The sequence below is a fragment of the Lysobacter sp. M2-1 genome (genome assembly GCF_022662495.1).
Taxonomy (GTDB): domain Bacteria; phylum Pseudomonadota; class Gammaproteobacteria; order Xanthomonadales; family Xanthomonadaceae; genus JAKPBU01.
In genome coordinates this window covers 220,465-243,421 of sequence record NZ_JAKPBU010000007.1, presented here as the reverse complement: position 1 = coordinate 243,421, position 22,957 = coordinate 220,465, and the positions used below count along the sequence as shown (strand labels likewise).

The following is a 22,957-nucleotide window of genomic DNA, read 5'->3' as shown; positions in this document are numbered from 1 at the left end:
GGCGCCCCCGCCGGCGGCGGGCGGGTTGGCCGGGGCCGTCGCGCCGAAGCGGCGCTCTACACGAAACGCGATTTCGGCAAACCCAGCCATTCCAGCGCCGTGCCGTGGTACAGCCGGGCCTGCTCCGCCTCGCCCAGCTCAAGCTTTGCGATGCCCGCGCCGGGCTCCTGCTCGCCCAGCGGGAACGGGTAATCGGTGCCCAGCATCACCTGCGATACGCCGCAGCTCTCGATCAGATAGCGCAGCGCGCGCGGATCGGCGACCCATGAATCGAAATACAGCCTGGACAGGTATTCGCGCGGATTGCGGAAGTTGTCGGTGGCCACCAGATCGGGACGCATGTTGAATCCGTGTTCGATGCGGCCGATGGTGTAGGGGAAGCTGCCGCCGCCATGGGCGAGGCAGACACGCAGGTCGGGCAGGCGCTCCAGCACGCCGCCGAAGATCAGGCTGCAGGCCGCGCGCGACTGTTCGGCGGGCATGCCCACCAGCCACGGCAGCCAGTACTTGGGCATGGTGTCGCTGCCCATCATGTCCCAGGGGTGCACCAGGATCGCCGCACCCAACTCGCTCGCCGCCTGGAAGAATTCGAACAGCTCCGGTGCATCCAGGTTCCAGTGCCCGGAGGCCTCGGTAGCGACATGCGAACCGATCTGTACGCCTTGCAGGCCGAGCTGGTCCATGCAGCGTTCGAGTTCCTGGACCGCCAGGCGTGGCGACTGCAGCGGCACGGTGCCGATCCCCGCGTAGTGCCTGGGGTAGGCGCGACAGGTCTCGGCCATGTGCTCGTTGAGCGACTGGTGAAGCTCCAGCGCATGGTGCGGCTTGGCCCAGTAACTGAACATCACCGGGACCGTGCTGATCACCTGAACCTGCACGCCGAAGCGGGCGTAGTCGTCGATGCGGATCTTCGGGTCCCAGGTCTTGGGCCAGATCTCGCGGAAGAACTTGCCGTCCTTGTAGATCCGGTGGCGACCGTCGTCGCCATGGTGGATCACCGGGAATCGCGCATCGCCGTATTTCGTCGCCAGATCGGGCCAGTCCCGCGGCAGGTGATGGGCATGGGTGTCGATCTTGAGCATGGGCCAGAGTTTACTGGTCCGTGCGTGTGGGAGCGGTTCCGCCATCGGCCGCGCCTGGCGCGCGATGGATCACGCCGTCCTTCATCACGAAACCCACCTCGTGCAGGGTCGCGACGTCTGTCGCCGGATCGCGGTCCACGGCGATCAGATCGGCCAGATAGCCGGGCAGGATGCGACCGAGCGAATCCTGCATGCCGAGCACCGCCGCGCCGTTGCGGGTGGCTGCCCGGATCGCCTCGGCCGCAGGCACGCCGCTGGCGACGTACAGGCCGATCTCATCGGCGGTCGCGGTCGGTTCGAAACTGGGGCCGCCGTCGGTTCCCAGGCCCAGCGGGATGCCCGCGCGCCATGCACGTCCGGGTCCGGCGATCCCCGCATCGGCCCAGGCGCGGAGCTCCTCGCCCGACTTGCCGTCGCTGCCGCCGGCGAACATGTCGAGCTTCGAACGCACGAAGCGGGCGATGAAGGCGGTCGGCACGAGGTAGGCGTCCTGTTCGCGAAACAGCCGGGCCGACTCGTCGTCGAAGTAGGTGCCGTGCTCGATGGTGCGTACGCCCTGCGTCAGAGCCAGCTTGATCGCCGCGGTGCTGTGCGCATGCGCGGCCACCGGGCGTCCGGCCTGCTGCGCCGCGGCGGCGACCGCCTGCATTTCGTCCTCGAACAGGATGGGGGCCGCGTCGGCGCGGCCTCCTGCTTCGCGGCCCGATCCGGACACCGTCACCTTGATCCAGTCCGAGCCGCGTTCGATGTTCTCGCGTACCGCGCGCCGGCACGATTCCACGCCGTCGCACCCCGCGGGGCGATAAGGAATATCGCCGGCGACCGGCGCTTTCGCGCCGTGGCCGCCGGTGCGCGAGATGATCCGGCCTGCGGCCACGATGCGCGGCCCGGCCACGTCCCCGCGTGCGATCGCATCGCGCAAGGCGAGGGTCACACCGCTGTTGTCGCCCACGTCGCGGACCGTGGTGACGCCGGCATCGAGCAGGCGTCGCGCATAGCCGGCCGCCGCCAGTGCCAGTCGCGCCTCGGAGGCGTTGGTGGCCGCATCCGAATCCATGATGATCGCCAGGTGCATGTGCAGATCGATGAGACCCGGCAGCAGGTACTTGTCGGAGAGATCCACCAGGCGGGCTCCGGAGCCGTAAGTACCCGCAGGCCTGAATCCGGCTTCGACCGAGACGATCCTGCCGTCGCGGACCACGACGGTATGCGCTCCCACCGCCGGCTCACCCGGATTGGCGAGCACATGCCCGGCGTGGATGACGATCGCGGGCGAAGGTTCCGGGGGTTTCGGCGCCTGGGCCGAGGCGGGGAAGGCGACGGCCAGCAGGATCAGCAGCGCAGTCCGGACTACCGAGGATGTCATGCCATATCTCGCGTTGTTGCCGATTCGCAATGCCTGGCAGGCACCGCATTGGACTGCGCCATGCGATCGTTCCCGTTGGTGCAGGCCTGCGAGTTTATCCGGCTCCCGGCAACGGCCGTTGCCCGGGTGCAGGTTTCAGCGCAAGTCGCGGGATGAAGATCAGGTATCGGGCATCACATACCGGGATGGCGCCGGGTTGAGGTGCCCGCAGGCCTTGCAGGTGCGGTGTTCCCTGGAGGAGTAGAACCGGTCGAACACCGGTGGGAAATCCTTCTCGATGTCGTGCAGGTGGAAGTACTCCGCGTAGACCTGCGCGTTGCAGTTGTCGCAGAACCAGAGCAGTCCGTCGTCCTCATGGGGCAGGCGGCGGCGCTCGATCACCAGACCGATCGAATCGGGACCGCGCTGGGGCGAGTGCGGCACGCGCGGCGGCAGCAGGAAGGTTTCGCCGGCCCGGATCGGGATGTCGCGGAGCTTGCTGCTTCCATCAGGCATGGGCTCCTGGATCCGCAGCGTCATCTCGCCCTCGAGCTGGTAGAACCACTCCGCGCCTTCGTCCCAGTGGTAGTCAGTGCGCTGGTTGGGTCCGCCGACCACCATCACGATGAACTCGCCGTCGTAGATGCACTTGTTCCCGACCGGCGGCTTGAGCAGATGGCGGTGGTCTTCGATCCACTGCTGGAAGTTGATGGGATTGGGCAGCATGTCTTTTCTCCTTGCAGGCGTCCGCGGGCGTTCCCGGGCGCGCAGAGCGATTTCGCCAGGACGCGGTGGTGCCTACGTCTCCACCGGAATGACCGCCACACACTTGAGCTCGATCGCGATCGGCGTCGGCAGCGCGGTGATGCCCAGCGTGGTGCGGCAGGGCGCGGTCGCCGCGTCCGGGAAGAACTCGGCCCAGACCGCGTTGTACGCCTTGAAGTCGCGGGTCATGTCGGTGAGGTACACGGTCACGTCGACCAGGTCCTCCCAGCGCGCCCCCGCGGCCTCGAGCACGGTGCGGACGTTGGCGAATACCGCGCGCGCCTGGGCTTCGATGTCGTACTTGCGCACCCGCCCGTCGGCGAAGTATTCGTTGCCGGCGATGGCATTGGTCTGCGGGTCGCGCGGCCCGATTCCCGAGAGGAACAGCAGGCCGCCCACGCGACGCGCATGCGGATAGATGCCGACGGCTTTTGGCGCCGCACCGGCGTGGATCGCTTCACCCATCTCAGCGATCCTCCCGGTCGCTGCCGATGCGTTCGAGCGCGGCCGCATACTGGGCTTCGAGCGCCGGCGCACCGTCGATGTCCAGCCCCAGGTCGTGCACGCGGCCGTCGCGCAGGGTGTAGACCCATCCGTGCACCGACAACGGCTGCCCGCGCGCCCACGCGTCCTGGACCATCGTGGTCTGGCACACGTTCACTACTTGCTCCAGGGCGTTGAGCTCGCACAGGCGGTCGTGGCGCAGGTGCTCGCCTTCGACTCCCGCGAGCAGCGCCTCGTGCTTGTGGCCCACGTCGGCCACGTGCCGGATCCAGTTGTCCGCCAATCCCAGGCGCAGGCCGTGCAGGGCCGCCGCCACGCCGGCGCACCCGTAATGCCCGACGACCAGGATATGCTCGACCTTGAGCACGTCGACCGCGTACTGGATCACCGACAGGCAATTGAGGTCGGTATGCACCACGACATTGGCGATGTTGCGATGGACGAAAACCTCGCCCGGGGCCATGTCCACGATCTGGTTCGCCGGAACCCGGGAATCCGAGCATCCGATCCACAGGTACTTCGGCGACTGCTGGCGCGAGAGCCGTTCGAAGAAGCCCGGGTCCTCCGCCTGGATGCGGGCGGCCCAGGCACGGTTGTTGCGCAGCAGATCGTCGAGACGGCTCATGCGGGCATTATTCCAGACCTCATCCTGTGGAAGCGGCCTTGGCCGCGATTGCTTTTCCTTCAGTACTGTTTGGACGCGCGCAAAGGCATTCGCGGCCAAAGCCGCTCCCACTACATCCCATCACAGCGCGATGCCGACATTCTTCGCTTCGGTGAAGAAGCGCATCGCCTCCATGCCGCCTTCGCGTCCCATCCCCGACTGCCCCATGCCGCCGAACGGGGTGCGCAGGTCGCGCATGAGCCAGCTGTTGATCCACACGATCCCGGCCTGCAGGCGTGCGGCGAGCCCGTGCGCGCGCTGCAGGTCCCGTGTCCAGAGCGATGCGGACAGTCCGTAGTCGCCCGCATTCGCCAGGCGCAGCGCTTCCTCATCGCTGTCGAACGGCTGCAGGGTGACCACCGGGCCGAAGATCTCCTCGCGGTTGGTCGCGCACTCCGGGCCGAGGCCCTCGATCACGGTCGGCGCGACGAACCAGCCAGGGCGGGGCAGGGCGTCGCCGCCGCACAGGATCGTGCCGCCTTCCGCGCGCGCGCGCGCGATCGCGGCCACCACCTTGTCGAAATGCGCCTGCGAGACCAGCGGACCGAGTTCGGTCGCCTCGTCGAGCGGGTCGCCTTCGCGCAACACGATCGCCCGTTTCACCAGCGCATCGCGGAATTCCCCGTAAATCGCGCGCTCGACCAGGATGCGCGATCCGCACAGGCAGATCTGCCCGGAATTCTGGAACGCCGAGCGCACGATCGTGTCGAGCTGGGCGCGCCAGTCGCTGTCGGCGAACACCAGGGTGGGGTTCTTGCCGCCGAGTTCCAGCGACACCTTCTTAAGCATCGGGCCGGCGATGCCGGCGATGCGCCGTCCCACTACGGTGCTGCCGGTGAAGGACACCGCCTTGATCCGCGGATGCGCCACGATCGCCTCGCCGGCGTCGGCGCCGGGTCCGTGAACGATATTGAGCACGCCGCGGGGAAAGCCGATCTCCGCCGCGAGTTCGCCCAGCATCGTGGCGGTGTGCGGCGTGACTTCGGACGGTTTGGCGACCACCGTATTACCGGCCGCGAGCGCGGGCGCGATCTTCCAGGTGAACAGGTACAGCGGGAGGTTCCAGGGCGAGATCGTGCCGACGACGCCCAAGGGCTGGCGCAGGGTGTAGTTGAGCCCGGCCTGGCCGTGGTGCGACTCGCTGGCGAACTGGGTCGCCGCATGCGCGAAAAAGCGCAGGTTGGCCACCGCACGCGGGATTTCGATGTCGCGCGCAAGCCTGACCGGCTTGCCGCCATCGCGCGCCTCGGCGCGGGCGAAGGTTTCGGTACGCGCCTCGAGCGCGTCAGCGAGCTTCTCCAGCCAACGCGCGCGTTCCGTACTGGGCAGCGACGACCAGGCCGGAAACGCAGCTTCGGCCGCGGTCACCGCCGCATCGACATCGGCCGCATCGCCGCTGGCGACCTGTGCGAACGTCGCGCCCACGGCCGGATCGGCAACGTCCAGCCAGCGGCCGCTGTGCGGCTGCGTGGCAGCGCCGTTGATCCAGTGGGGCAGGCGGTCCATGGCGCTAGCTTACCGGCCCGCGCAGCCCGGCCGTCGCGCGCGGCTTTATCGCTGACAGGCAGGGCACAGGTACAGGCGCCGGGAACCGGTTTCCAGGCGCAGGATCGACGCGGCGCAGGTGGGGCATGGCAGGCCCTCGCGGTCGAACACCGCAAAGCGGAAGCCGTCCGGAGTGTCGGTGAGGTAGTCGCTTTTCATGCCCGCAGCTGCCTCGATGCCGCGGCTACGATAGCTGCGTCGCGGCACGTCGAGCAGCGCTTTCGCCAGTCGGCGCAACTGCGCTGCATCGAGCTCGCCTGGATGCCGTTGCGGCCGCAGGCGTGCGTGGAACAGCACCTCGCTGCGCAGGTAGTTGCCCATCCCCGCAAGGAAGGCCTGGTCGAGCAGCAATGAACCGAGGCTGCGATTGCGGAAGCGCGGTTGGCGGAGTCGGTCGACGATGTGGCTGGCATCGAGCGCGGGGTCCAATAGATCCGGTCCCAGCCTGCTCAAAAAGGCATGGGTTTGAATTTCGTCATCGCGGAGGATTGCCACATCGGAGGCCGAGTACAGGCGCAGTGCGACATCTGCCGTCTCCAACTCGACCCGCAGCGAACGGCTGGCATGCGCGGCATCGCCCGGCGCCTCGATCCGCCATACGCCGTACAGCTGGTTGTGGCTGTACAGGGTCAGCCCGTTGTCGAAGCGGGTGAGCAGGGCCTTGCCGTGCGGGGTGATGGCTTCGATCCGGCTCCCGAGCAGACGTCGTTCGAATCGCTTCAGTGCCGGGAAGGCGAGCCACACGCGCACCAGCTCCCGGCCCAGTGCCGCGGCGGCGAGCCGGTCGGCGGCGCGCCGGATTTCCGGCCCCTCCGGCACCTCAGATCGAGGCCATGCGCCCGCCGTCGACGGCCAGCGAGACGCCGTTGACGTAGCCGGCGGCGGGCGCGCACAGGAAGGCGATCACCGCGCCGATCTCGGACGGCTGCGCGAAGCGCCCGGCCGGCACGCCGGCGCGCATCGCCTTGCGGACGTCCTCTTCGGACCTGCCTTCCTTGGCCATGCGCTCGCGCACGATCTGTTCGACGCGTCCGGTTTCGGTGTAGCCGGGCAGCACGTTGTTGACCGTGATGCCCTCGGGCCCGAGTTCGCGGGAGAGCGTCTTGGCCCAGCTGGCGACCGCGCCGCGCACGGTATTGGACACGCCGAGGTTGGCGATTGGCTCACGTACCGAGGTCGAAACGACATTAACGATCCGGCCCCAGGCCGCGGCGCGCATTCCGGGCAGTACCGCCTGCACCAATGCGTGGTTGGCGATGAGGTGCTTGTTGAACGCATCCAGGAAGGCCGCGATCTCGGCGCTATGCGCCGGTCCGCCAGGCGGGCCGCCGGTATTGTTGACCAGGATATGGACCGGTCGATTCGCAGCGAGCGCAGAGACCGCCTGGCTGAGCTCGAAGGTGTGCGCGACATCGGCGGCGATCAGGCCGTGCCGCTGGCGGTCGGCGCCGGGCAGGGCGGCGACCACGTCGCGCAGCGCGTCCTCGCGCCGTGCCAGCACAGTGACATCGGCGCCCAGCAGCGCCAGTTCCTGCGCGGCCGCCAGGCCGATGCCTTCCGAGGCGCCGCACACCAGGGCATGCCGGCCGTGCAGGTTCAGATCCATGCGGATGCTCGATGACCAGGTGCCCGCATTGTATCGGCGGTGGGCCCGCAGGCGCCGCGCGTCTCCAGCCTCAGGCGCGCGTGCCCAGCGACTGGACCATGCGCGCGCGCAGCATGTCGTCGTTGTCGGCGTGCGGCGGCGCGATTTCCCGCAGCGAGAACCCGCGCTCGAGCGCGTCCGCTTCGTCCAGTCCGTCCAGGGCCACGAACTCCGCGTCCATCAAGGCCGCGCGTGCGCTGTCTTCGCTGTCGTAGGCCAGGGTATTGCCGTCGCTGTCGAATACCTCCGCGGTGCCTGCCTCCCGCACGCGCAGGCGCGCCCAGACGATCGTGCGCCCGAGCGAAGCCAGCCACCACTGGGTGTCGGCTTCGGTCATGGCGCCGCCATCCCCCACAGGTAAAGCACGCCGCCGGCCAGCACGCCCAGCAGGATCGTGGCCAGCGAAATCCGCGCCGGCGTGGCCAGGCCGGTGAATGCGTGGTCGCGCACCTCGCGATAATCGCCCGCCAACAGCCACCACAGCGCCGACGGCCTGAGGAAGGCGCCGTTGCCCAGCCGCGCCTTCACCTGCGGATGCCGGTCGCGGATGTGTACCAGCGCCAGCGGCCAGAAGATCACGAACGCGCACGCGCCGGCGATGGCGATGGCGAAGAACAGCAGGGCGAGGAACAGGATCACTCAGAACTCCGCATGGCCCGGCGCGCGCGGATACGGAATCGCGTCGCGGATGTTGGACAGGCCGCACACGTACACCACCAGGCGTTCGAAACCCAGGCCGAAGCCGGCGTGCGGCACGCTGCCGTAGCGGCGGAAGTCGCGGTACCAGCCGTAATGCGCCGGATCGAGTCCGAACTGGGCCATGCGCGCGTCGAGCACGTCCAGCCGTTCCTCGCGTTGCGAACCGCCGATGATCTCGCCAATGCCCGGCGCCAGCACGTCCATCGCGGCGACGGTTTTGCCGTCGTCGTTCAGACGCATGTAGAACGCCTTGATGTGCTCGGGGTAGTTGGTCACAACCACCGGGCGGCCGACATGGGTCTCGGTCAGCCAGCGCTCGTGTTCGGTCTGCAGGTCCAGGCCCCATTCCACGGGGAAATCGAACGTCTGCCCCGACTTCTGCAGCAACGCCACCGCCTCGGTGTAATCGATGCGTTCGAACGGCGCGTTGACGAAGGCCTCCAGGCGAGCGATCGCGTCCTTCTGCACGCGCTCGGCGATGAAGGCCATGTCGTCGCTGCGCTCGTGCAGCACTGCGCGGAACAGGTATTTGAGGAAATCCTCGGCCACGCGCGCGTCCTCGGCCAGGTCGGCGAAGGCGATTTCCGGCTCCACCATCCAGAACTCGGCCAGGTGGCGGGTGGTGTTGCTGTTTTCGGCGCGGAAGGTCGGCCCGAAGGTGTAGACCTTGCTCAAGGCCAGGCAGTAACCCTCGACGTTGAGCTGGCCGGACACGGTGAGGAAGGTTTCCCGGCCGAAGAAGTCGCGGCCGAAATCGACCTCGCCGCGGTCGTCGCGCGGCAGGTTGGCCAGGTCCAGGGTCGAGACCCGGAACATCTGGCCGGCGCCTTCCGCGTCGGAGGTGGTCACGATCGGCGTGTTGATCCAGTAATAGCCGTGTTCGTGGAAGTAGCGGTGCACGGCCTTGGCCAGGCAGTCGCGGATGCGCGTCACCGCGCCGAACAGATTGGTGCGCGGGCGCAGGTGCGCGACCTCACGCAGGAATTCCAGAGAATGGGCCTTGGGCTGGATCGGATAGGTCTCCGGATCGTCCACCCAGCCCACGACCTCGACGCGATCGGCCTGGATCTCGAACGCCTGTCCCTGGCCCTGCGACCTGACCAGCGTGCCCGTAGCCACCACCGCGCATCCGGCGGTGAGCTTCTTCACTTCCTCCTCGTAGTTCGCCAGCGCGCTCGGCGCGACCACCTGGATCGGGGCGAAGCACGAGCCGTCGCTGACGTTGACGAAGCTCAGGCCGGCCTTGGAGTCGCGCCGGGTGCGCACCCAGCCCTTGACCGTGACTTCGCCCCCTTCCGGCACGTGGCCGGCTAGTGCCTGGGCGACGCTGATGGCGGTCATGGCGTGGTCCGCCTGCTGAACGATGGGGTCATGGCTTGAATTCCGGCGGATCGAATCGACATAAGACAGACAGTTTAGCCAAGGTAGAATCGCCGCATGGCCATCACCCTCGCTCCCGCCGCCCTGGAACGCATCCAGGGCTATCTCGCCGAAACACCCGGCGCAGTCGGGTTGCGATTCGGCGTGAAACGCACCGGCTGCTCCGGATGGGGCTACGTCGTGGACCTAGCCACCGAGCAGCGCGAAGGCGATACCCGGTTCGAGCAGGACGGGATCGTCGTGCTGGTCGATGCCGACAGCCTGGCGCTGGTCGACGGAACCCAGATCGATTTCCTCAAGCAGGGACTCAACGAGCAATTCGTGTTCCGCAACCCGAACGTCCAGGCCGAATGCGGCTGCGGGGAGAGCTTCACGACCAACGCCGAAGCGGCGTAAGCGCATCGGCCCAGTCACGTGGGAGCGGCCCTGGCCGCGGATGCTTCTCTTGGACCCCTTGGGCGACGCAAACAGCATCGCAGCCGAGGCCGCCGCTACAGAGCAATCGCTCGCGCTGGACTAACTTCCGGCACAGACTGTGGCAACGGCGACCCACTAGACTCACCCGGGATTGTTTTCGGGGAGTAGTGCATGAACAAGCTGTCTCTGGTGGCCCTGCTATGGCTGGTTGCCCTGTCCGCCTTCGCCCAGCAGGGTGATGAAGGCAAGCGCCTGAACGCGTTTTTCGCCCAGGAATGGGAGCGCGGGCTGCAGGAAAGCCCCGAGGCTGCCAGCGCCGAGGGCGACCGCCGCTTCAACGATCGCTGGACCGACATGAGTCCCGAGGCGATCCAGGCACGCGAAGCCGCCGACCGTGCGGCGCTGGAGCAGCTGCACGGCTTCGACCGCAACAAGCTCTCCTCTGCCGACCAGCTCAACTACGACACCTACGAGTGGCAGCTGCAGCGTGCGATCGAGCGGCAGAAGTTCCGCGAACACCTGCAGCCGATCAGCCACCAAGGCGGCCCGCAGACGCTCGATGGCATCGTCGAAGTGCTGCCGTTCGCCGATGAACGCGACTACCGCGACTGGCTCAAACGGCTGGATGCGGTGCCCGCACGCCTGGAACAGGTGCAGGCCCTCGGCCGGCAGGGCATGGCCGAAGGGCTCATGCCGCCCAAGGTGCTGATGCAGCGGGTGCCCGCGCAGATCGCCGCGCAGGTGGTCGACGATCCGGCGAAGAGCCCGTTCTACAAGCCGTTCCTGAAATTCCCTGACAGCGTTCCCGCGAACGTCCGCCAGACGCTACAGGCGGAGGCCGGGCGCCTGATCATGGAAAAAGTCGTGCCGGCCTATCGCCAGTTCGGCGCGTTCTTCAACGACGAATATCTGCCGCGGGCGCGGGCTTCCATCGCCGCGGCCGACCTGCCCGATGGCAAGGCGTATTACGACTTCCAGGCCGGCTACTACACCACCACCGACCTGACCGCCGAGCAGATCCACGCGATCGGCCTGAAGGAAGTCGCCCGGATCCGCACCGCGATGGAAAAGGTCAAGGACGAGGCCGGCTTCAAGGGCTCGATGGCCGAATTCTTCACCTTCCTGCGCAGCGATCCGCGCTTCTTCGAGAAGACCCCCGAGGCGCTGCTGCAGCGCTACCGCGCCGTCTCCAAGCTCATCGATCCCGAGCTGGTGAAAGTGTTCGGCACGATCCCGCGCCTGCCATACGGAGTACGCCCGATTCCGGACAACATCGCGCCCGATACCACGACCGCCTATTACCAGGGCGGCGCCAGCGACGGCACCCGGGCAGGCTACTACTACGTCAACCTGTACAAGCCCGAGGTGCGTCCGACCTGGGAAATGATGGCCCTGTCGCTGCATGAGGCGGTCCCAGGTCACCACTTCCAGTTCGCGCGCGGTCTGGAGCTGCCGGACGCGCCGATGTTCCGCAAGACCGCCTACTTCGTGGCGTACAGCGAGGGCTGGGGCCTGTACGCCGAGCAGCTTGGCTACGACATGGGCCTGTATTCCGACCCCTACGACCGCATGGGCCAGCTGGCCTACGAGATGTGGCGGGCAGTGCGCCTGGTGGTGGACACGGGGATGCACGCGAAGGGCTGGACCCGCGAGCGGGCGATCGAGTACTTCAGCGAAAACTCGCCCAAGACCCGCCAGGACGTGGTCAACGAGATCGACCGTTACATCGACTGGCCGGGCCAGGCCCTGGCCTACAAGATCGGACAGCTCAAGATCTCCGAGCTGAGAGAGCGGGCGAGCCAGGCCCTGGGTCCCAAGTTCGACCTGCGGGCCTTCAACGATGCCGTCCTGGAAACCGGCTCGGTGCCGCTGGAGGTGCTCGAGCGCCATATCGTCGCCTGGATCGCCGGTAGGGCGGGTCTTGACCCGCCATCGCCCAATCCATCGCCCAGCAGTGGCGGCTGAGCCGGGCGGCGGGTCAAGACCGCCTCGCGTCGATTTGCCGCTAACCCCTTGAACCTGCCATAATTTCCGGCTTCCCGCGGCCCGCCGTCGGGGAGCCCTTGCTCCACCGCGCCCAAGCCCGGGCACCGGGGAGCTGCCGGTCCGGCCAGATCCGGGCATGCCGGCATCCACAAGGAAAACAAGATGCGTCATTACGAAATCGTGTTCCTGGTCCATCCGGACCAGAGCGAGCAGGTGCCGGCGATGATCGAGCGCTACAAGTCGCTGATCGAAAACGGCAACGGCAAGATTCACCGGCTCGAGGACTGGGGCCGTCGTCAGCTGGCCTATCCGATCAACAACCTGGTCAAGGCCCACTACGTGCTGTTCAACGTCGAGGCCGACCAGTCGGTGCTCAACGAGCTGGTGGAGGGCTTCCGCTTCAACGATGCGGTCCTGCGCCATCTGGTCATGCGCCGCGACGACGCGGTGACCGAGCAGTCGCTGATCATGAAGAACAAGGACGAGAAGGGCGACAAGCCCGAACGTCGCCGCCGCGATGAGGACGAAAGCGTGGGCATCAGCCCTGTCGAAGCGTCCGACGACAACGCCGCCGAAGCCGCCTAAGGAACCGCTCCCATGTCCAAGTTTTTCCGCCGCCGCAAGTACTGCAAGTTCACTGCCGAGGGCGTCAAGGAGATCGATTACAAGGATCTCAACACCCTGCGCCAGAACCTCACCGAGAACGGCAAGATCGTGCCCAGCCGCATCACCGGCACCAAATCGCGCTACCAGCGCCAGCTGGCCACCGCGGTGAAGCGTGCGCGCTTCCTGGCCCTGATCCCGTATACCGACAACCACAACGTGTAACGCCTCGTGTAGGAGCGACGCTTCGGCGCGACCTGAGTTTCGTCGAAGCCCTGATCGCGCCGAAGCGGCGCTCCTACATGATCGACCGTCCGATTCGGACAGCAACCGTTGCGGCACCCCGTGCCGCTAACGAATACGGAGCAATGAAATGGAACTGATCCTTCTGCAGAAGGTCGTGAACCTCGGCAATCTCGGCGACAAGGTCAACGTCAAGCCGGGCTACGGCCGCAACTTCCTGGTGCCACAGGGCAAGGCCGTGCCGGCCACCGCCGCCAACGTCGCCGAGTTCGAGGCCAAGCGCGCCGAGTACGAGGCCAAGGCCAAGGAAGCCCTGACCGGCGCCGAAGGCCGCAAGGCCAGGCTCGAAGGCGCGAGCGTGACCATCTACGCCAACGCCTCGACCGAAGGCAAGCTGTACGGCTCGGTCGGCCCGCGCGAGATCGCCGACGCCCTGACCAAGGCGGGCACGCCGGTCGAGAAGTCCGAAGTCGTGCTGGGCGAGGGCGCGTTCCGTCACATCGGCGAATACGAGGTCCTGCTGCACCTGCACGCGGACGTCGAAACGCCGGTGAAGGTGCTGATCGAGCCGGAAGCGGCCTGATCGCGGCCACAGCCAGAACGCATCGCATTGCACTGGAACGGGCGCCGCAAGGCGCCCGTTCTGCTTTTGATGCCATCCAGTAACAAGTGTCCGTATTCGTTGGCGACTCGGCGAAGATCAAGAGCGCTTGGGACTGCCGTGCTGACCGGCAGGCAGCCGTGAAACACGGCAGTCGCGACGGGTGAGACGGCGACCGTCTATCTGTGAGTCGGTTTATCCACAGCTTGTTCCGTCGTCAGTTCACAGCCATCCGACCTACGATGCCCGCTTCACACGAGCACGCTCGACAAGAACAACAACAACCGGGCCGCAACGACGGTCCGTTCGAGGGAGTCGCACGACTGATGAGCGCACGCCAGGGGTTGCGTTCCGACTACGGTCGGTCCGACAGCAAGATCGAACAGCTTCGGGTACCGCCCCAATCGATCGAAGCCGAGCAGGCCGTGCTCGGCGGCCTGATGCTGGCGCCGGAAGCATTCGATCGGGTTGCGGACCAGCTCACCGAAGGCGATTTCTACCGGCGCGACCACCAGCTCATCTACCGCGCGATCCGCGAGCTGGCCGAAAAGAGCAAGCCCTACGACGCGGTCACCCTGGGCGAGTGGTTCGAATCGCAGGGCCTGGCCGAACAGGTGGCGGGCGGCGCGTATCTGGTGGAACTGGCCAGCACCACGCCGTCCGCGGCCAACATCAAGGCTTATGCCGAGATCGTGCGCGACAAGGCGATCCTGCGCCAGCTGATCGAGGTCGGCACCGGCATCGTCAACGACGGCTTCCAGCCCGAGGGCCGCGAGAGCAGCGAGCTGCTGGCCAAGGCCGAGCAGGAGGTCTTTGCCATTGCAGAGGCCGGCGCCCGTGGCCGCACCGACTTCACGCCGGTCAACAAGGCGATGGCCGAGGCCTTCGACGTGCTGCAGACGCGCTATGCCAACGGCGGCGGCATCACCGGTCTGCCGACCGGCTACACCGAATTCGACGAGATGACCGCCGGCCTGCAGCCCACCGATCTGCTGATCCTGGCCGCGCGCCCGTCGATGGGCAAGACCACGCTGGCGCTGAACATGGCCGAGTACGCGGCCATGAAGACCAAGAAGGCCGTGGCGGTGTTCTCGATGGAAATGTCGGCCAGCCAGCTGGCGCTGCGCCTGATTTCCTCGGTCGGCAGGGTCAACGCCACCCGCCTGCGCACCGGCCAGCTGGAGGACGAGGACTGGAGTCGCGTGACCAGTGCGATCCGCCTGATCCGCGATACCCGCATCTTCATCGACGACACGCCGGCGCTGTCGCCGGAAGTGCTGCGCGCCAAGGCCCGCCGGCTCAAACGCGAGCACGACCTGGGCCTGATCGTGATCGATTACCTGCAGCTGATGGCGGTGCCGGGCAACCAGGAGAACCGCGCCACCGAGATCTCCGAGATTTCCCGCTCGCTCAAGGGCCTGGCGAAGGAACTCAACGTGCCGGTCATCGCGCTGAGCCAGCTCAACCGTTCGCTGGAGACGCGCACCGACAAGCGCCCGGTGATGGCCGACCTGCGCGAATCGGGCGCGATCGAGCAGGACGCCGACGTGATCGTGTTCATCTACCGCGACGAGTACTACAACAAGGACGCCTCGCCGGACAAAGGCTTGGCCGAAATCATTATCGGCAAGCAGCGTAACGGCCCGACCGGCTCGCTCAAGCTCAAGTTCTTCGGCGAATACACCCGCTTCGACAACCTGGCGCACGATTCGGTGGGCAGTTTCGAGTAGCATCCGGGCTGGTCGCAACGCATTGCAGGGAGGCGGTTCGATGCGGGTATCGTCACGTCATTTCCCCGCTGGCATGCTCACGTGTGCGCTGCTCGTTGTGGCGTTGTGTCCGCAGCCCGCGCAGGCGGACTCGCCGCTCACCTCGACCGATTTCCACCAGGCCTATCTCGACCTGCCGGAAGTCCGCAAAGCGGCCCAGGCACGCGTGCTCGACGACGCTCTCGCCGATTACATCCTCAGTCCAGGCACGTCCTACGACGAAGCCGCAGCCGTGATCAACGCGCTGGGTTGGGATACGGAGGGAAAAGACAACCATGTGCGTTTGCTGCGCAGGCTCAAGGTCACCGATCGCCGGGCGTTCGACCGCTTCAAGACGGGAAAGGGCTCGAGCCGGGTCCTGTTTGCGGTCGGCTACCTCTGGGCGATGGACGATTACTTCGAAACCAGGCGGGCCGAAGCGCTGCTTTGGCAGGCCCGCCGGCAGGCGCCGGAATTCTTCGCCATCGCGCTGCTCCATGCGCTGGTGGTCGCGCAATCGGAAGACGTGGGCCGCTGGTGCGATGTATTCCGAGGCCCCAGGGACACGCTGGCCAGGTATCCGAATGGCCTGGAGATGCGCCGGTCGGCGGTCAAGGTCGTGCTGGACTACACCGATATCTATGCCGGCGAATGCAAATGACGCTGGTGACTGACTCCACGGTGCGGTTTCGCGTACGCAGCGGTGGCAGCGCTCAATACGTCGCCCACATCGGCCTCCACCCGTAACGTGGCCAGGTCGTCGCCGCGGGTGCGCCCGCGGTTGAGTATCGCGAGCGGCAACCCTGCCTGTGCAGCCATAAGCGCGAAGCGGTAGCCCGAATAGACCATCAGCGACGAACCGGCGACCAGCATCGCGTCGCAGCCCTGCAGGGCCGACTGGGCGCGCAGGACGCGTTCGCGCGGCACGTTTTCGCCGAAAAACACCACATCCGGCTTGAGCAGGCCGTTGCAGGCTTCACATCGCGGCGGCAAGAAAGCGGCGGTGGCGGCTTCGTCGATATCCGCATCGCCGTCGGGCGCGACATCAGACATTCCAGCGCGCCACCCGGCGTTGCGCTGCACGATCGCCGTCTGCACGGCGCTGCGCGGCAGGCGCGCACTGCACCCCAGGCACGTCACGCCGTCCAGGCGTCCGTGCAGATCGATCACCTGCCTGCTGCCGGCGCGCTGATGCAGGCCGTCCACGTTCTGCGTGACCAGGATCGCCAGGCGCCCGGATGCTTCCAGCTGCGCCAGCGCCGCATGAGCGCCATTGGGCTGCGCCTGCACGAAACGTGGCCAGCCGATGCTGCTTCGCGCCCAGTAGCGGCGATACACGTCCGGATCGCCGGTGAACGCCTGCCAGGTGACCGGCGGCGAGCGCTTCCACGCGCCACTGCGGTCGCGATAGTCCGGAATGCCCGACGCGGTGCTGCAGCCCGCGCCAGTCAGCACGAAGATGCGCTGGTGGTCCGAGATCCAGCGACGCAATGCCGCAACCGGATCGGCATCTGCGTGGGCAAGGGGTAGATCCACGCCACGATGCTAACGCCATCCGCACTCGCGCGCCGTGCCGGCCTGCGCGTAAAGCGGACGCAACATTGCACGTCCAGCATGGCCGCGCCGGCTGACAGGGGACCGGCATCCCCCTCCAGAGAAGGACGACATCATGCCCCTGCGACATGCCATCCAAGCCATTGCACTGGCCGGCTTCGGTCTGGCCGCATTCGGCGCGTGCGCGGCACAGCCACGCGCCGACGCCCACACGCAGACTGCGCCCGCCGACCGAAGCGATCACCAGGGCCTGATCGTGATCGGCCACCGCGGAGCCAGCGGCTACCGCCCGGAGCACACGCTCGAATCCTATCGGCTGGCGATCCGCCAGGGCGCCGATTTTATCGAGCCCGATCTGGTCGCCACCCGGGACGGCGTGCTGGTGGCGCGGCACGAAAACGAGATCTCCGGGACCACCGACGTCGCGACCCGCCCGCAGTTCGCCGACCGCAAGACCACCAAACTCGTCGACGGCGTGAGCATCACCGGCTGGTTCACCGAAGACTTCACCCTGGCCGAACTCAAGACCCTGCGCGCGAAGGAGCGGATTCCGGCGGTGCGCCCGCAGAACGTGCGTTACGACGGCCAGTTCCAGGTGCCGACCTTCGCCGAGGTGATCCGGCTGGCCAAGCGCGAGAGCCGTCCCGGGCGTCCGATCGGGGTCTATCCGGAGACCAAGCATCCCACCTACTTCGCGTCCGAAGGACGGCGGCTCGACGGTACGCCGATCCACGTCTCGCTCGGCGCCAAGCTGGTGGAGACGCTGGTGGCCGAGGGCTTCACCGATCCACGGCGGGTCTTCATCCAGAGTTTCGAAGTCGCCAACCTGCTGGAATTGAAGCGTTCGATCATGCCCGCGCGCGGCGTGTCGTTCCCGCTGGTGCAGCTTTACGACGATTTCAACGACGCCAGCCCTTACGACGTGCGTTACCACGCCGCCCACGGCGGCGACATGCACGCCATCTATGGCGGCCTGGCGAACGTCGCCGAGGGCGGATTGGACAGCGAGACGACGTACGGCGCGCTCGCCACCGAAGCGTCGTTGAACTGGATGAAGGCCAATTACGCCAGCGGCGTCGGGCCATGGAAGGGTAGCTTGCTGCCGCGCGTGTCCCTGGACCCCAAAGTCGACGCAAACGGCGACGGCAAGGCCGAACTCGGCAGCAGCGGCACCGGGCTGGTCCATCCCATGCTGGGCTGGGCGCTGAAGGCGGGCCTGCAGGTGCACCCGTACACGCTGCGCGCGGAGGAAAGCTACCTGGCGCAGACGCCGGGCGGCATTGCGCAGTCGGTCATGGCCGAAGCCGTGCAGCTCTACGGCCTGGGCGTGCAGGGGTTCTTCATCGACCAGCCGGACATCGGCGTGGCGGCCCGCGAGATCTTCCTCGACATCAGCAGCCCCTGACTGGATTGCCGATTCGTGCAGGGATGCTCACAAGCGACTCACGGGATGACGGGCAAACCGAGCCGTTCCGACTGGGACAAAAAACCGCCCGGATCGCTCCGGGCGGTTTCGTTCGCAAAGGGGGCGGCGCTTACTTCCCGCTTTCGGCGGCAGGCTCGGTCGGCGCTTCAACCGGAGGTGCATCGTCGCTGGTGGTCGCGTCCAGGCCACGCTTCTTGAGCAGGGGTTCGATCTTCGGCTCGTGCCCGGCGAAGTTGGTGAACAGCTTCGACGCCTCGATGCTGCCGCCCGGGCCGAGCACGTACTGGCGCATGCGGTCGCCGTTCTCGCGGGTCAGGCCGCCGTGCTGCTCGATCCATTCCACCGTGTTGGCGTCCAGTACTTCCGACCAGATATAGGCGTAGTACCCGGCTGCGTAGCCGCCCATGATGTGACTGAAGTAAGGCGTGCGGTAACGCGGCGGCACCGGCGGATAGTCGACACCGTCCTTCTTGAGCGCGGCCGCTTCGAAGCCCATCACGCCCGATGCGTCCGGCAGCTGGTCGGCCGTGGCCTGGTGCCAGTTCTGGTCGAGCAGCGCCGCGCCGAGGTATTCGGTGGTGGCGAAGCCCTGGTTGAATTTCGAAGCCGCCAGCACCTTGTCCAGCAGTTCCTTCGGCATCGCCTCGCCGGTCTGGTAGTGCTTGGCGTAGTTGGCCAGCACGCTCGGCCAATCGGCCCACATCTCGTTGACCTGCGAGGGATACTCCACGAAGTCGCGCGGCACGTTCATGGTGAAGTAGGGGTACTTCACGTCCGAGAAGAAGCCGTGCAGGGCATGGCCGAACTCGTGGAACGTGGTGGTGACCTCGTCCCAGGTCAGCAGCGTCGGCTTGCCGGCCGACGGTTTCGGGATATTGAGGTGGTTGGCGACCACCGGATTGTTGCCGATCAGCTCGGACTGGCCCACGTAGGTGTTCATCCACGCACCGCCGCGCTTGGACTCGCGCGCATAGGGATCGAAGATGAAGATCGACAGCTGTTTGCCGTCCTTGTCGAACACGTCGTAGGTCCAGGTGTCCGGGTGGTACTTGGGCAGGTCGGTGCGTTCCTTGAAGCTGATGCCGTAGAGCTGGTTGGCCGCGTAGAACACGCCGTTCTCCAGCACGTTCTTCATCTCTAGGTAGGGCTTGAGCTGCGCTTCGTCGAAGTTGTACTTGGCCTGGCGCACCTTTTCGGTGTAGTAGGCCCAGTCCCAGGGTTCGAGCTGGAAGGTCGGCTCGCCCTTGGCCTTCTGCTCGCTGTCGATCATCGCCTGCAGGTCGGCGGCTTCCTTCCTGGCATTGGCCACGGCCGCTGGCGCCAGCTGGCCGAGCATCTTGTTGACGTTGGCCGGCGATTTGGCGGTTTCATCGGCCAGCACGAAGTCGGCCCAGGTGCCGTAGCCGAGCAGCTTGGCCTTTTCGGCGCGCAGCTTGGTGACCTTGGAGACGATCGCGGTGTTGTCCCACTGGTTGCCGCGGCTGCCGCGGGCGACCGAGGCCTTGTGGAGCTTCTCGCGCAGCGCGCGGTTCTCCAGCTGGGATTCGGGCGGCTGGCCGGTGGTGTTGAGCAGGGCGATGACGTACTTGCCTTCGAGCTTGCGGCTCTTGGCAGCTTCCGCCGCACCCGCGATCTGCTCGTCGGTCAGGCCCTTGAGCTCTTCCTTGGTGTCGACCACCACGGCCGAATCGTTCACTTCCGCCAGCACGTTCTGGCTGAACTGGGTGCCGAGCTTGGAGGCCTCGGTATTGATTTCGCGGATGCGCGTCTTGTCCGCTTCCGACAGCGCGGCGCCGGCGCGCACGAAGTCTTCGTAATAGCGTTCCACCAGGCGCAGGCCCTGGTCGTCCAAGCCCAGCCCGGCGCGACCGTCGTACAGGGTCTTGATCCGCGCGAACAGCTTGGGGTTGAGCGTGATCGCGTCGCGATGGGCGGAGAACTTGGGCGAGTAGTCGGTCTGCAGCTGCTCGCGCGCGTCGTTGGTGTCGGCGCCGACCAGATTGAAGAAGACGGTGGTGGCGCGGTCCAGCGTGCGCCCGGATTTCTCCAGCGCGACGATGGTGTTGTCGAACGTCGGCTTGTCCGGGTTGTCGGCGATGGCTTCGACTTCCTTCAGTTGCGCAGCCATGCCGGCGTCGAAGGCGGGGGCGAAATCGCTGTCCTTGATCTTGTCGAACTGGGGGTAGTTGAGCGGCAGCGGACTGTCGCTGTCGAACACGCTCGTTTGAAGGGTGCTTTCGGGTGCGGAGCTGGTGGCGGTATTCACGGGCGCGGGGGACTGGTCGGATTCCTGGGCGTAAAGCGGCGAGCTGGCGGTGAGCGCGATGGCCAATGCCAGGGCGAGCGGATGCTTCATGGGATGATCCTGAACGGACAAGTCCGGCAAGGCTACCGGAACCACCCGTAGCCAGCCCATGACGAAAGGCACGGTCGGCGGCGCGCGGTCCGTGCGCCGATTCCGTGAGGGCACGGCCGGAACCGTTTCCATCGGGGATCTGATTCCGCCCTGCAAGGGAGGCGACGATCGCCAACCGTGCAGGAGGCTGGCAAACCGGACAGGCGCCACGCGCCGAGCATCGAGCTTGCCGCGCTGCACCGTTTTCGCAAAGGGGCAGGTTTCCGGTCCAGTCGCGGAGGGAGCACAATGCGCGGATGGCGGCGAGCAGCCGCCACGCGTTTCCTCCGCGGAAACGCTCCGCCTTTCGTCCTGGAGATCCTGATGAAGCGTTGTGGCATCGCGTTGCTGGCACTGGCGCTGAGCGCCCCGGCCTGGTCGGCGGAAACCCTCAAGTACGTGGCACTGGTCGACGGCGGCAAACAGGCCGGTCAGCAGACCGTGGTCCATGGCGACGACGGCACCACTCGCGTCGATTTCATCTTCAAGGACAACGGGCGCGGTCCGGAGCTGAAGGAAACCTACACACTCAATCCGGACGGCACCTACCGGACCTATCAGGTTACCGGCGCGAGCACGTTCGGCGCGAAGATCGACGAAACCTTCCGGCTCGAAGGCGGCAAGGCGGTCTGGAAATCCACCTCGGACGAAGGCGAGCAGGAGATCGCGGCGGGGGCGCAGTACTCGCCGCTCGGCGGCACGCCGCAGTCCGGATCGGTCGCGATCGCTGCGCTGGCTGCGCGCGCCGACGGCAAGCTGCCGCTGATCCCGAGCGGGACCCTGACCATGCGCAAGGTCGGCGAAGCCGAGGTGATCAACGGCAACGACAAGCGCCAGGTGCAGCTGCTGGCGATCACTGGCGTGGGTTTCACGCCGCAGTTCGTCTGGGCGACCGCGGATGCCAAGCCGCGCCTGTTCGCCTTCATCTTTCCCGGATTCCTGCAGCTGATCGAAGAGGGCTGGCAGGCCAATGCCGATGCGCTTGAGGCGACCCAGAAGACCGCCGAGAGCAAGGCCCTGGTCGACCTGCAACAGCGCCTGGCGCATCCGATCAAAGGCAGCACCCTGATCCGCAACGCGCGCGTGTTCGACAGCGAAAAAGCCACCCTGGGCGCCGCGTCGGACGTGCTGATCCGCGACGGCCGCATCGTGTCTGTTGCCGCCACGAGCGGGCAGGGCACTGCCGACCACGTCATCGATGCCGGCGGCCGGGTGCTGCTGCCCGGCCTGTTCGACATGCACACGCACATGGACCGCTGGAGCGGCGGGCTGCAGCTCGCCTCCGGCGTCACCTCGGTGCGCGACATGGGCAACGACAACAAGACCCTGCAGCAGGTCATGGCCGAGGAGCGCGACGGCACCCTGCTGATGCCACGGATCGTGGCGGCCGGCTTCATCGAGGGCGAGAGCAAGCAGTCCGCGCGTAACGGCTTCGTCGTCAGCAACCTGGACGAGGCGAAGAAGGCGGTGGACTGGTATGCGGCCAACAAGTATCCGCAGATCAAGATCTACAACTCGTTTCCCAAGGACATCCTCAAGGACACGGTGGCCTACGCCCACGGGAAAGGGCTGCGCGTGAGCGGGCACGTCCCGGTGTTCCTGCGCGCCCAGGATGCGCTCGATGCCGGCTACGACGAGGTCCAGCACATCAACCAGCTGATGCTGAACTTCCTGGTCAAGCCGGACACCGACACCCGCACGCTGGAGCGTTTCTACCTGCCGGCGAAGGGAGTAGCCGACCTCGACCTCGACTCCAAGCCGGTGCAGGACTTCATCACGACGCTTGCGCAGAAGCAGATCGTGATCGATCCCACCCTGGCGACGTTCGAGTTCCTGCATCAGCGCAACGGCGAACTGTCGCCGATCTTCGCCGACGTACCCGATCACATCCCGCCGGACGTGCAGCGCAGCCGGCGTGCCGCGGAAATGGACATCCCGGACGAGGCGACCGGCGTGCGCTACCAGAAGTCCTTCGACAAGATGGTCGAGTTCGTCGGCCGCGCTTACAAGGCCGGCGTGCCGGTGGTCGCGGGCACCGACGAGGTGCCTGGGTTCACCTTGCAGCACGAGCTGGCGCTGTACGTGAAGGCGGGGCTGACCCCGGCCCAGGCGCTGCAGGTCGCTACCTGGAACGGAGCGAAATATTCGGAGGTGCTGGAAGAGCTGGGCAGCATCGCGCCGGGCAAGCGCGCCGACCTGATCCTGGTCGATGGCGATCCCACCAGCGACATCGCCGACATCCGCAAGGTGACGACGGTGATCAAGGGCGAGACGGTGTACTACCCGTCTGAAATCCATACTGAGCTCGGCATCAAGCCGTTCGCCGAGCCGGTGCGGCTGCAAGGGAGCCGGTGA

Annotated in this window: 22 protein-coding genes; 9 read left to right on the top strand and 13 right to left on the bottom strand. The window is 66.6% G+C overall.

Annotated features, from left to right (window positions below; translation table 11 throughout):
* Positions 1–56: 56 nt before the first annotated feature.
* The 11 genes from MC375_RS14210 to asnS all read right to left on the bottom strand — a co-directional run bounded on the left by MC375_RS14210 (position 57) and on the right by asnS (position 9,590).
* The gene (locus tag MC375_RS14210) at positions 57–1,082 is read right to left on the bottom strand and encodes an amidohydrolase family protein (RefSeq protein WP_242104048.1); all 1,026 of its coding nucleotides are present in this window, start codon (positions 1,080–1,082) and stop codon (positions 57–59) included.
* A 10-nt stretch (positions 1,083–1,092) separates the two neighbouring features.
* Positions 1,093–2,448, bottom strand: coding sequence for an amidohydrolase family protein (locus MC375_RS14205; protein ID WP_242104047.1), 1,356 nt, complete (start codon positions 2,446–2,448; stop codon positions 1,093–1,095).
* 159 nt (positions 2,449–2,607) lie between these two features.
* Complete coding sequence (locus MC375_RS14200; protein ID WP_242104046.1) at positions 2,608–3,153, bottom strand: 3-hydroxyanthranilate 3,4-dioxygenase; 546 nt, start codon at positions 3,151–3,153, stop codon at positions 2,608–2,610.
* Between the two features lie 72 nt (positions 3,154–3,225).
* Positions 3,226–3,657 (bottom strand): RidA family protein, encoded by a 432-nt coding sequence (locus tag MC375_RS14195; protein ID WP_242104045.1) that lies wholly within the window; start codon positions 3,655–3,657, stop codon positions 3,226–3,228.
* Position 3,658: 1 nt separating this feature from the next.
* A complete protein-coding gene (gene can / locus MC375_RS14190; RefSeq protein ID WP_242104044.1) occupies positions 3,659–4,321 on the bottom strand; it encodes a carbonate dehydratase in 663 nt (220 codons plus the stop codon).
* Positions 4,322–4,441: 120 nt separating this feature from the next.
* Positions 4,442–5,866 carry an aldehyde dehydrogenase gene (locus tag MC375_RS14185; protein WP_242104043.1) on the bottom strand — a complete coding sequence of 475 codons (1,425 nt, stop codon included), beginning with the start codon at positions 5,864–5,866 and terminating at the stop codon, positions 4,442–4,444.
* Between the two features lie 45 nt (positions 5,867–5,911).
* Positions 5,912–6,724 (bottom strand): endonuclease VIII, encoded by an 813-nt coding sequence (nei, locus tag MC375_RS14180; protein ID WP_242104042.1) that lies wholly within the window; start codon positions 6,722–6,724, stop codon positions 5,912–5,914.
* 1 nt (position 6,725) lies between these two features.
* Entirely contained in the window at positions 6,726–7,511 is a 786-nt protein-coding gene (locus MC375_RS14175) for an SDR family oxidoreductase (protein ID WP_242104041.1), read from the bottom strand.
* A 70-nt stretch (positions 7,512–7,581) separates the two neighbouring features.
* Positions 7,582–7,887 carry a hypothetical protein gene (locus tag MC375_RS14170; protein ID WP_242104040.1) on the bottom strand — a complete coding sequence of 102 codons (306 nt, stop codon included), beginning with the start codon at positions 7,885–7,887 and terminating at the stop codon, positions 7,582–7,584.
* Positions 7,884–8,189 (bottom strand): hypothetical protein, encoded by a 306-nt coding sequence (locus MC375_RS14165; protein ID WP_242104039.1) that lies wholly within the window; start codon positions 8,187–8,189, stop codon positions 7,884–7,886. Before MC375_RS14165 ends, MC375_RS14170 begins: the two co-directional genes overlap by 4 nt.
* Positions 8,190–9,590 carry an asparagine--tRNA ligase gene (gene asnS / locus MC375_RS14160; RefSeq protein WP_242104038.1) on the bottom strand — a complete coding sequence of 467 codons (1,401 nt, stop codon included), beginning with the start codon at positions 9,588–9,590 and terminating at the stop codon, positions 8,190–8,192.
* A 96-nt stretch (positions 9,591–9,686) separates the two neighbouring features.
* Between asnS and MC375_RS14155 the strand changes: the two genes are divergently transcribed.
* The 7 genes from MC375_RS14155 (at position 9,687) to MC375_RS14125 (ending at position 15,888) form a co-directional block, all read left to right on the top strand.
* Positions 9,687–10,025: an iron-sulfur cluster assembly accessory protein gene (locus tag MC375_RS14155; RefSeq protein WP_242104037.1), complete on the top strand. Its 339-nt coding sequence runs from the start codon at positions 9,687–9,689 to the stop codon at positions 10,023–10,025.
* Between the two features lie 192 nt (positions 10,026–10,217).
* Positions 10,218–12,011 carry a DUF885 domain-containing protein gene (locus tag MC375_RS14150; RefSeq protein WP_242104036.1) on the top strand — a complete coding sequence of 598 codons (1,794 nt, stop codon included), beginning with the start codon at positions 10,218–10,220 and terminating at the stop codon, positions 12,009–12,011.
* A 183-nt stretch (positions 12,012–12,194) separates the two neighbouring features.
* Complete coding sequence (rpsF, locus tag MC375_RS14145; RefSeq protein WP_242104035.1) at positions 12,195–12,617, top strand: 30S ribosomal protein S6; 423 nt, start codon at positions 12,195–12,197, stop codon at positions 12,615–12,617.
* Between the two features lie 12 nt (positions 12,618–12,629).
* On the top strand, positions 12,630–12,860 hold the full coding sequence (rpsR, locus tag MC375_RS14140; RefSeq protein WP_027080006.1) for a 30S ribosomal protein S18: 231 nt from the start codon (positions 12,630–12,632) through the stop codon (positions 12,858–12,860).
* A gap of 148 nt (positions 12,861–13,008) precedes the next feature.
* A complete protein-coding gene (gene rplI, locus MC375_RS14135) occupies positions 13,009–13,461 on the top strand; it encodes a 50S ribosomal protein L9 (RefSeq protein ID WP_242104034.1) in 453 nt (150 codons plus the stop codon).
* A 344-nt stretch (positions 13,462–13,805) separates the two neighbouring features.
* Positions 13,806–15,209: a replicative DNA helicase gene (locus tag MC375_RS14130; protein ID WP_242104033.1), complete on the top strand. Its 1,404-nt coding sequence runs from the start codon at positions 13,806–13,808 to the stop codon at positions 15,207–15,209.
* Between the two features lie 40 nt (positions 15,210–15,249).
* Positions 15,250–15,888 (top strand): hypothetical protein, encoded by a 639-nt coding sequence (locus tag MC375_RS14125; RefSeq protein WP_242104032.1) that lies wholly within the window; start codon positions 15,250–15,252, stop codon positions 15,886–15,888.
* Here the strand turns inward: MC375_RS14125 and MC375_RS14120 are convergent.
* On the bottom strand, positions 15,867–16,763 hold the full coding sequence (locus MC375_RS14120) for an NAD-dependent protein deacetylase (protein ID WP_242104031.1): 897 nt from the start codon (positions 16,761–16,763) through the stop codon (positions 15,867–15,869). The two genes, MC375_RS14125 and MC375_RS14120, sit on opposite strands and share 22 nt — an antisense overlap.
* 133 nt (positions 16,764–16,896) lie before the next feature.
* On the opposite strand from MC375_RS14120, the gene MC375_RS14115 reads away from it, so the two are divergent.
* Positions 16,897–18,186 carry a glycerophosphodiester phosphodiesterase family protein gene (locus tag MC375_RS14115; protein ID WP_242104030.1) on the top strand — a complete coding sequence of 430 codons (1,290 nt, stop codon included), beginning with the start codon at positions 16,897–16,899 and terminating at the stop codon, positions 18,184–18,186.
* Between the two features lie 130 nt (positions 18,187–18,316).
* Here the strand turns inward: MC375_RS14115 and MC375_RS14110 are convergent, their stop codons facing one another.
* Complete coding sequence (locus MC375_RS14110; protein ID WP_242104029.1) at positions 18,317–20,563, bottom strand: M3 family metallopeptidase; 2,247 nt, start codon at positions 20,561–20,563, stop codon at positions 18,317–18,319.
* Positions 20,564–20,926: 363 nt separating this feature from the next.
* On the opposite strand from MC375_RS14110, the gene MC375_RS14105 reads away from it, so the two are divergent.
* The gene (locus MC375_RS14105; RefSeq protein WP_242104028.1) at positions 20,927–22,957 is read left to right on the top strand and encodes an amidohydrolase family protein; all 2,031 of its coding nucleotides are present in this window, start codon (positions 20,927–20,929) and stop codon (positions 22,955–22,957) included.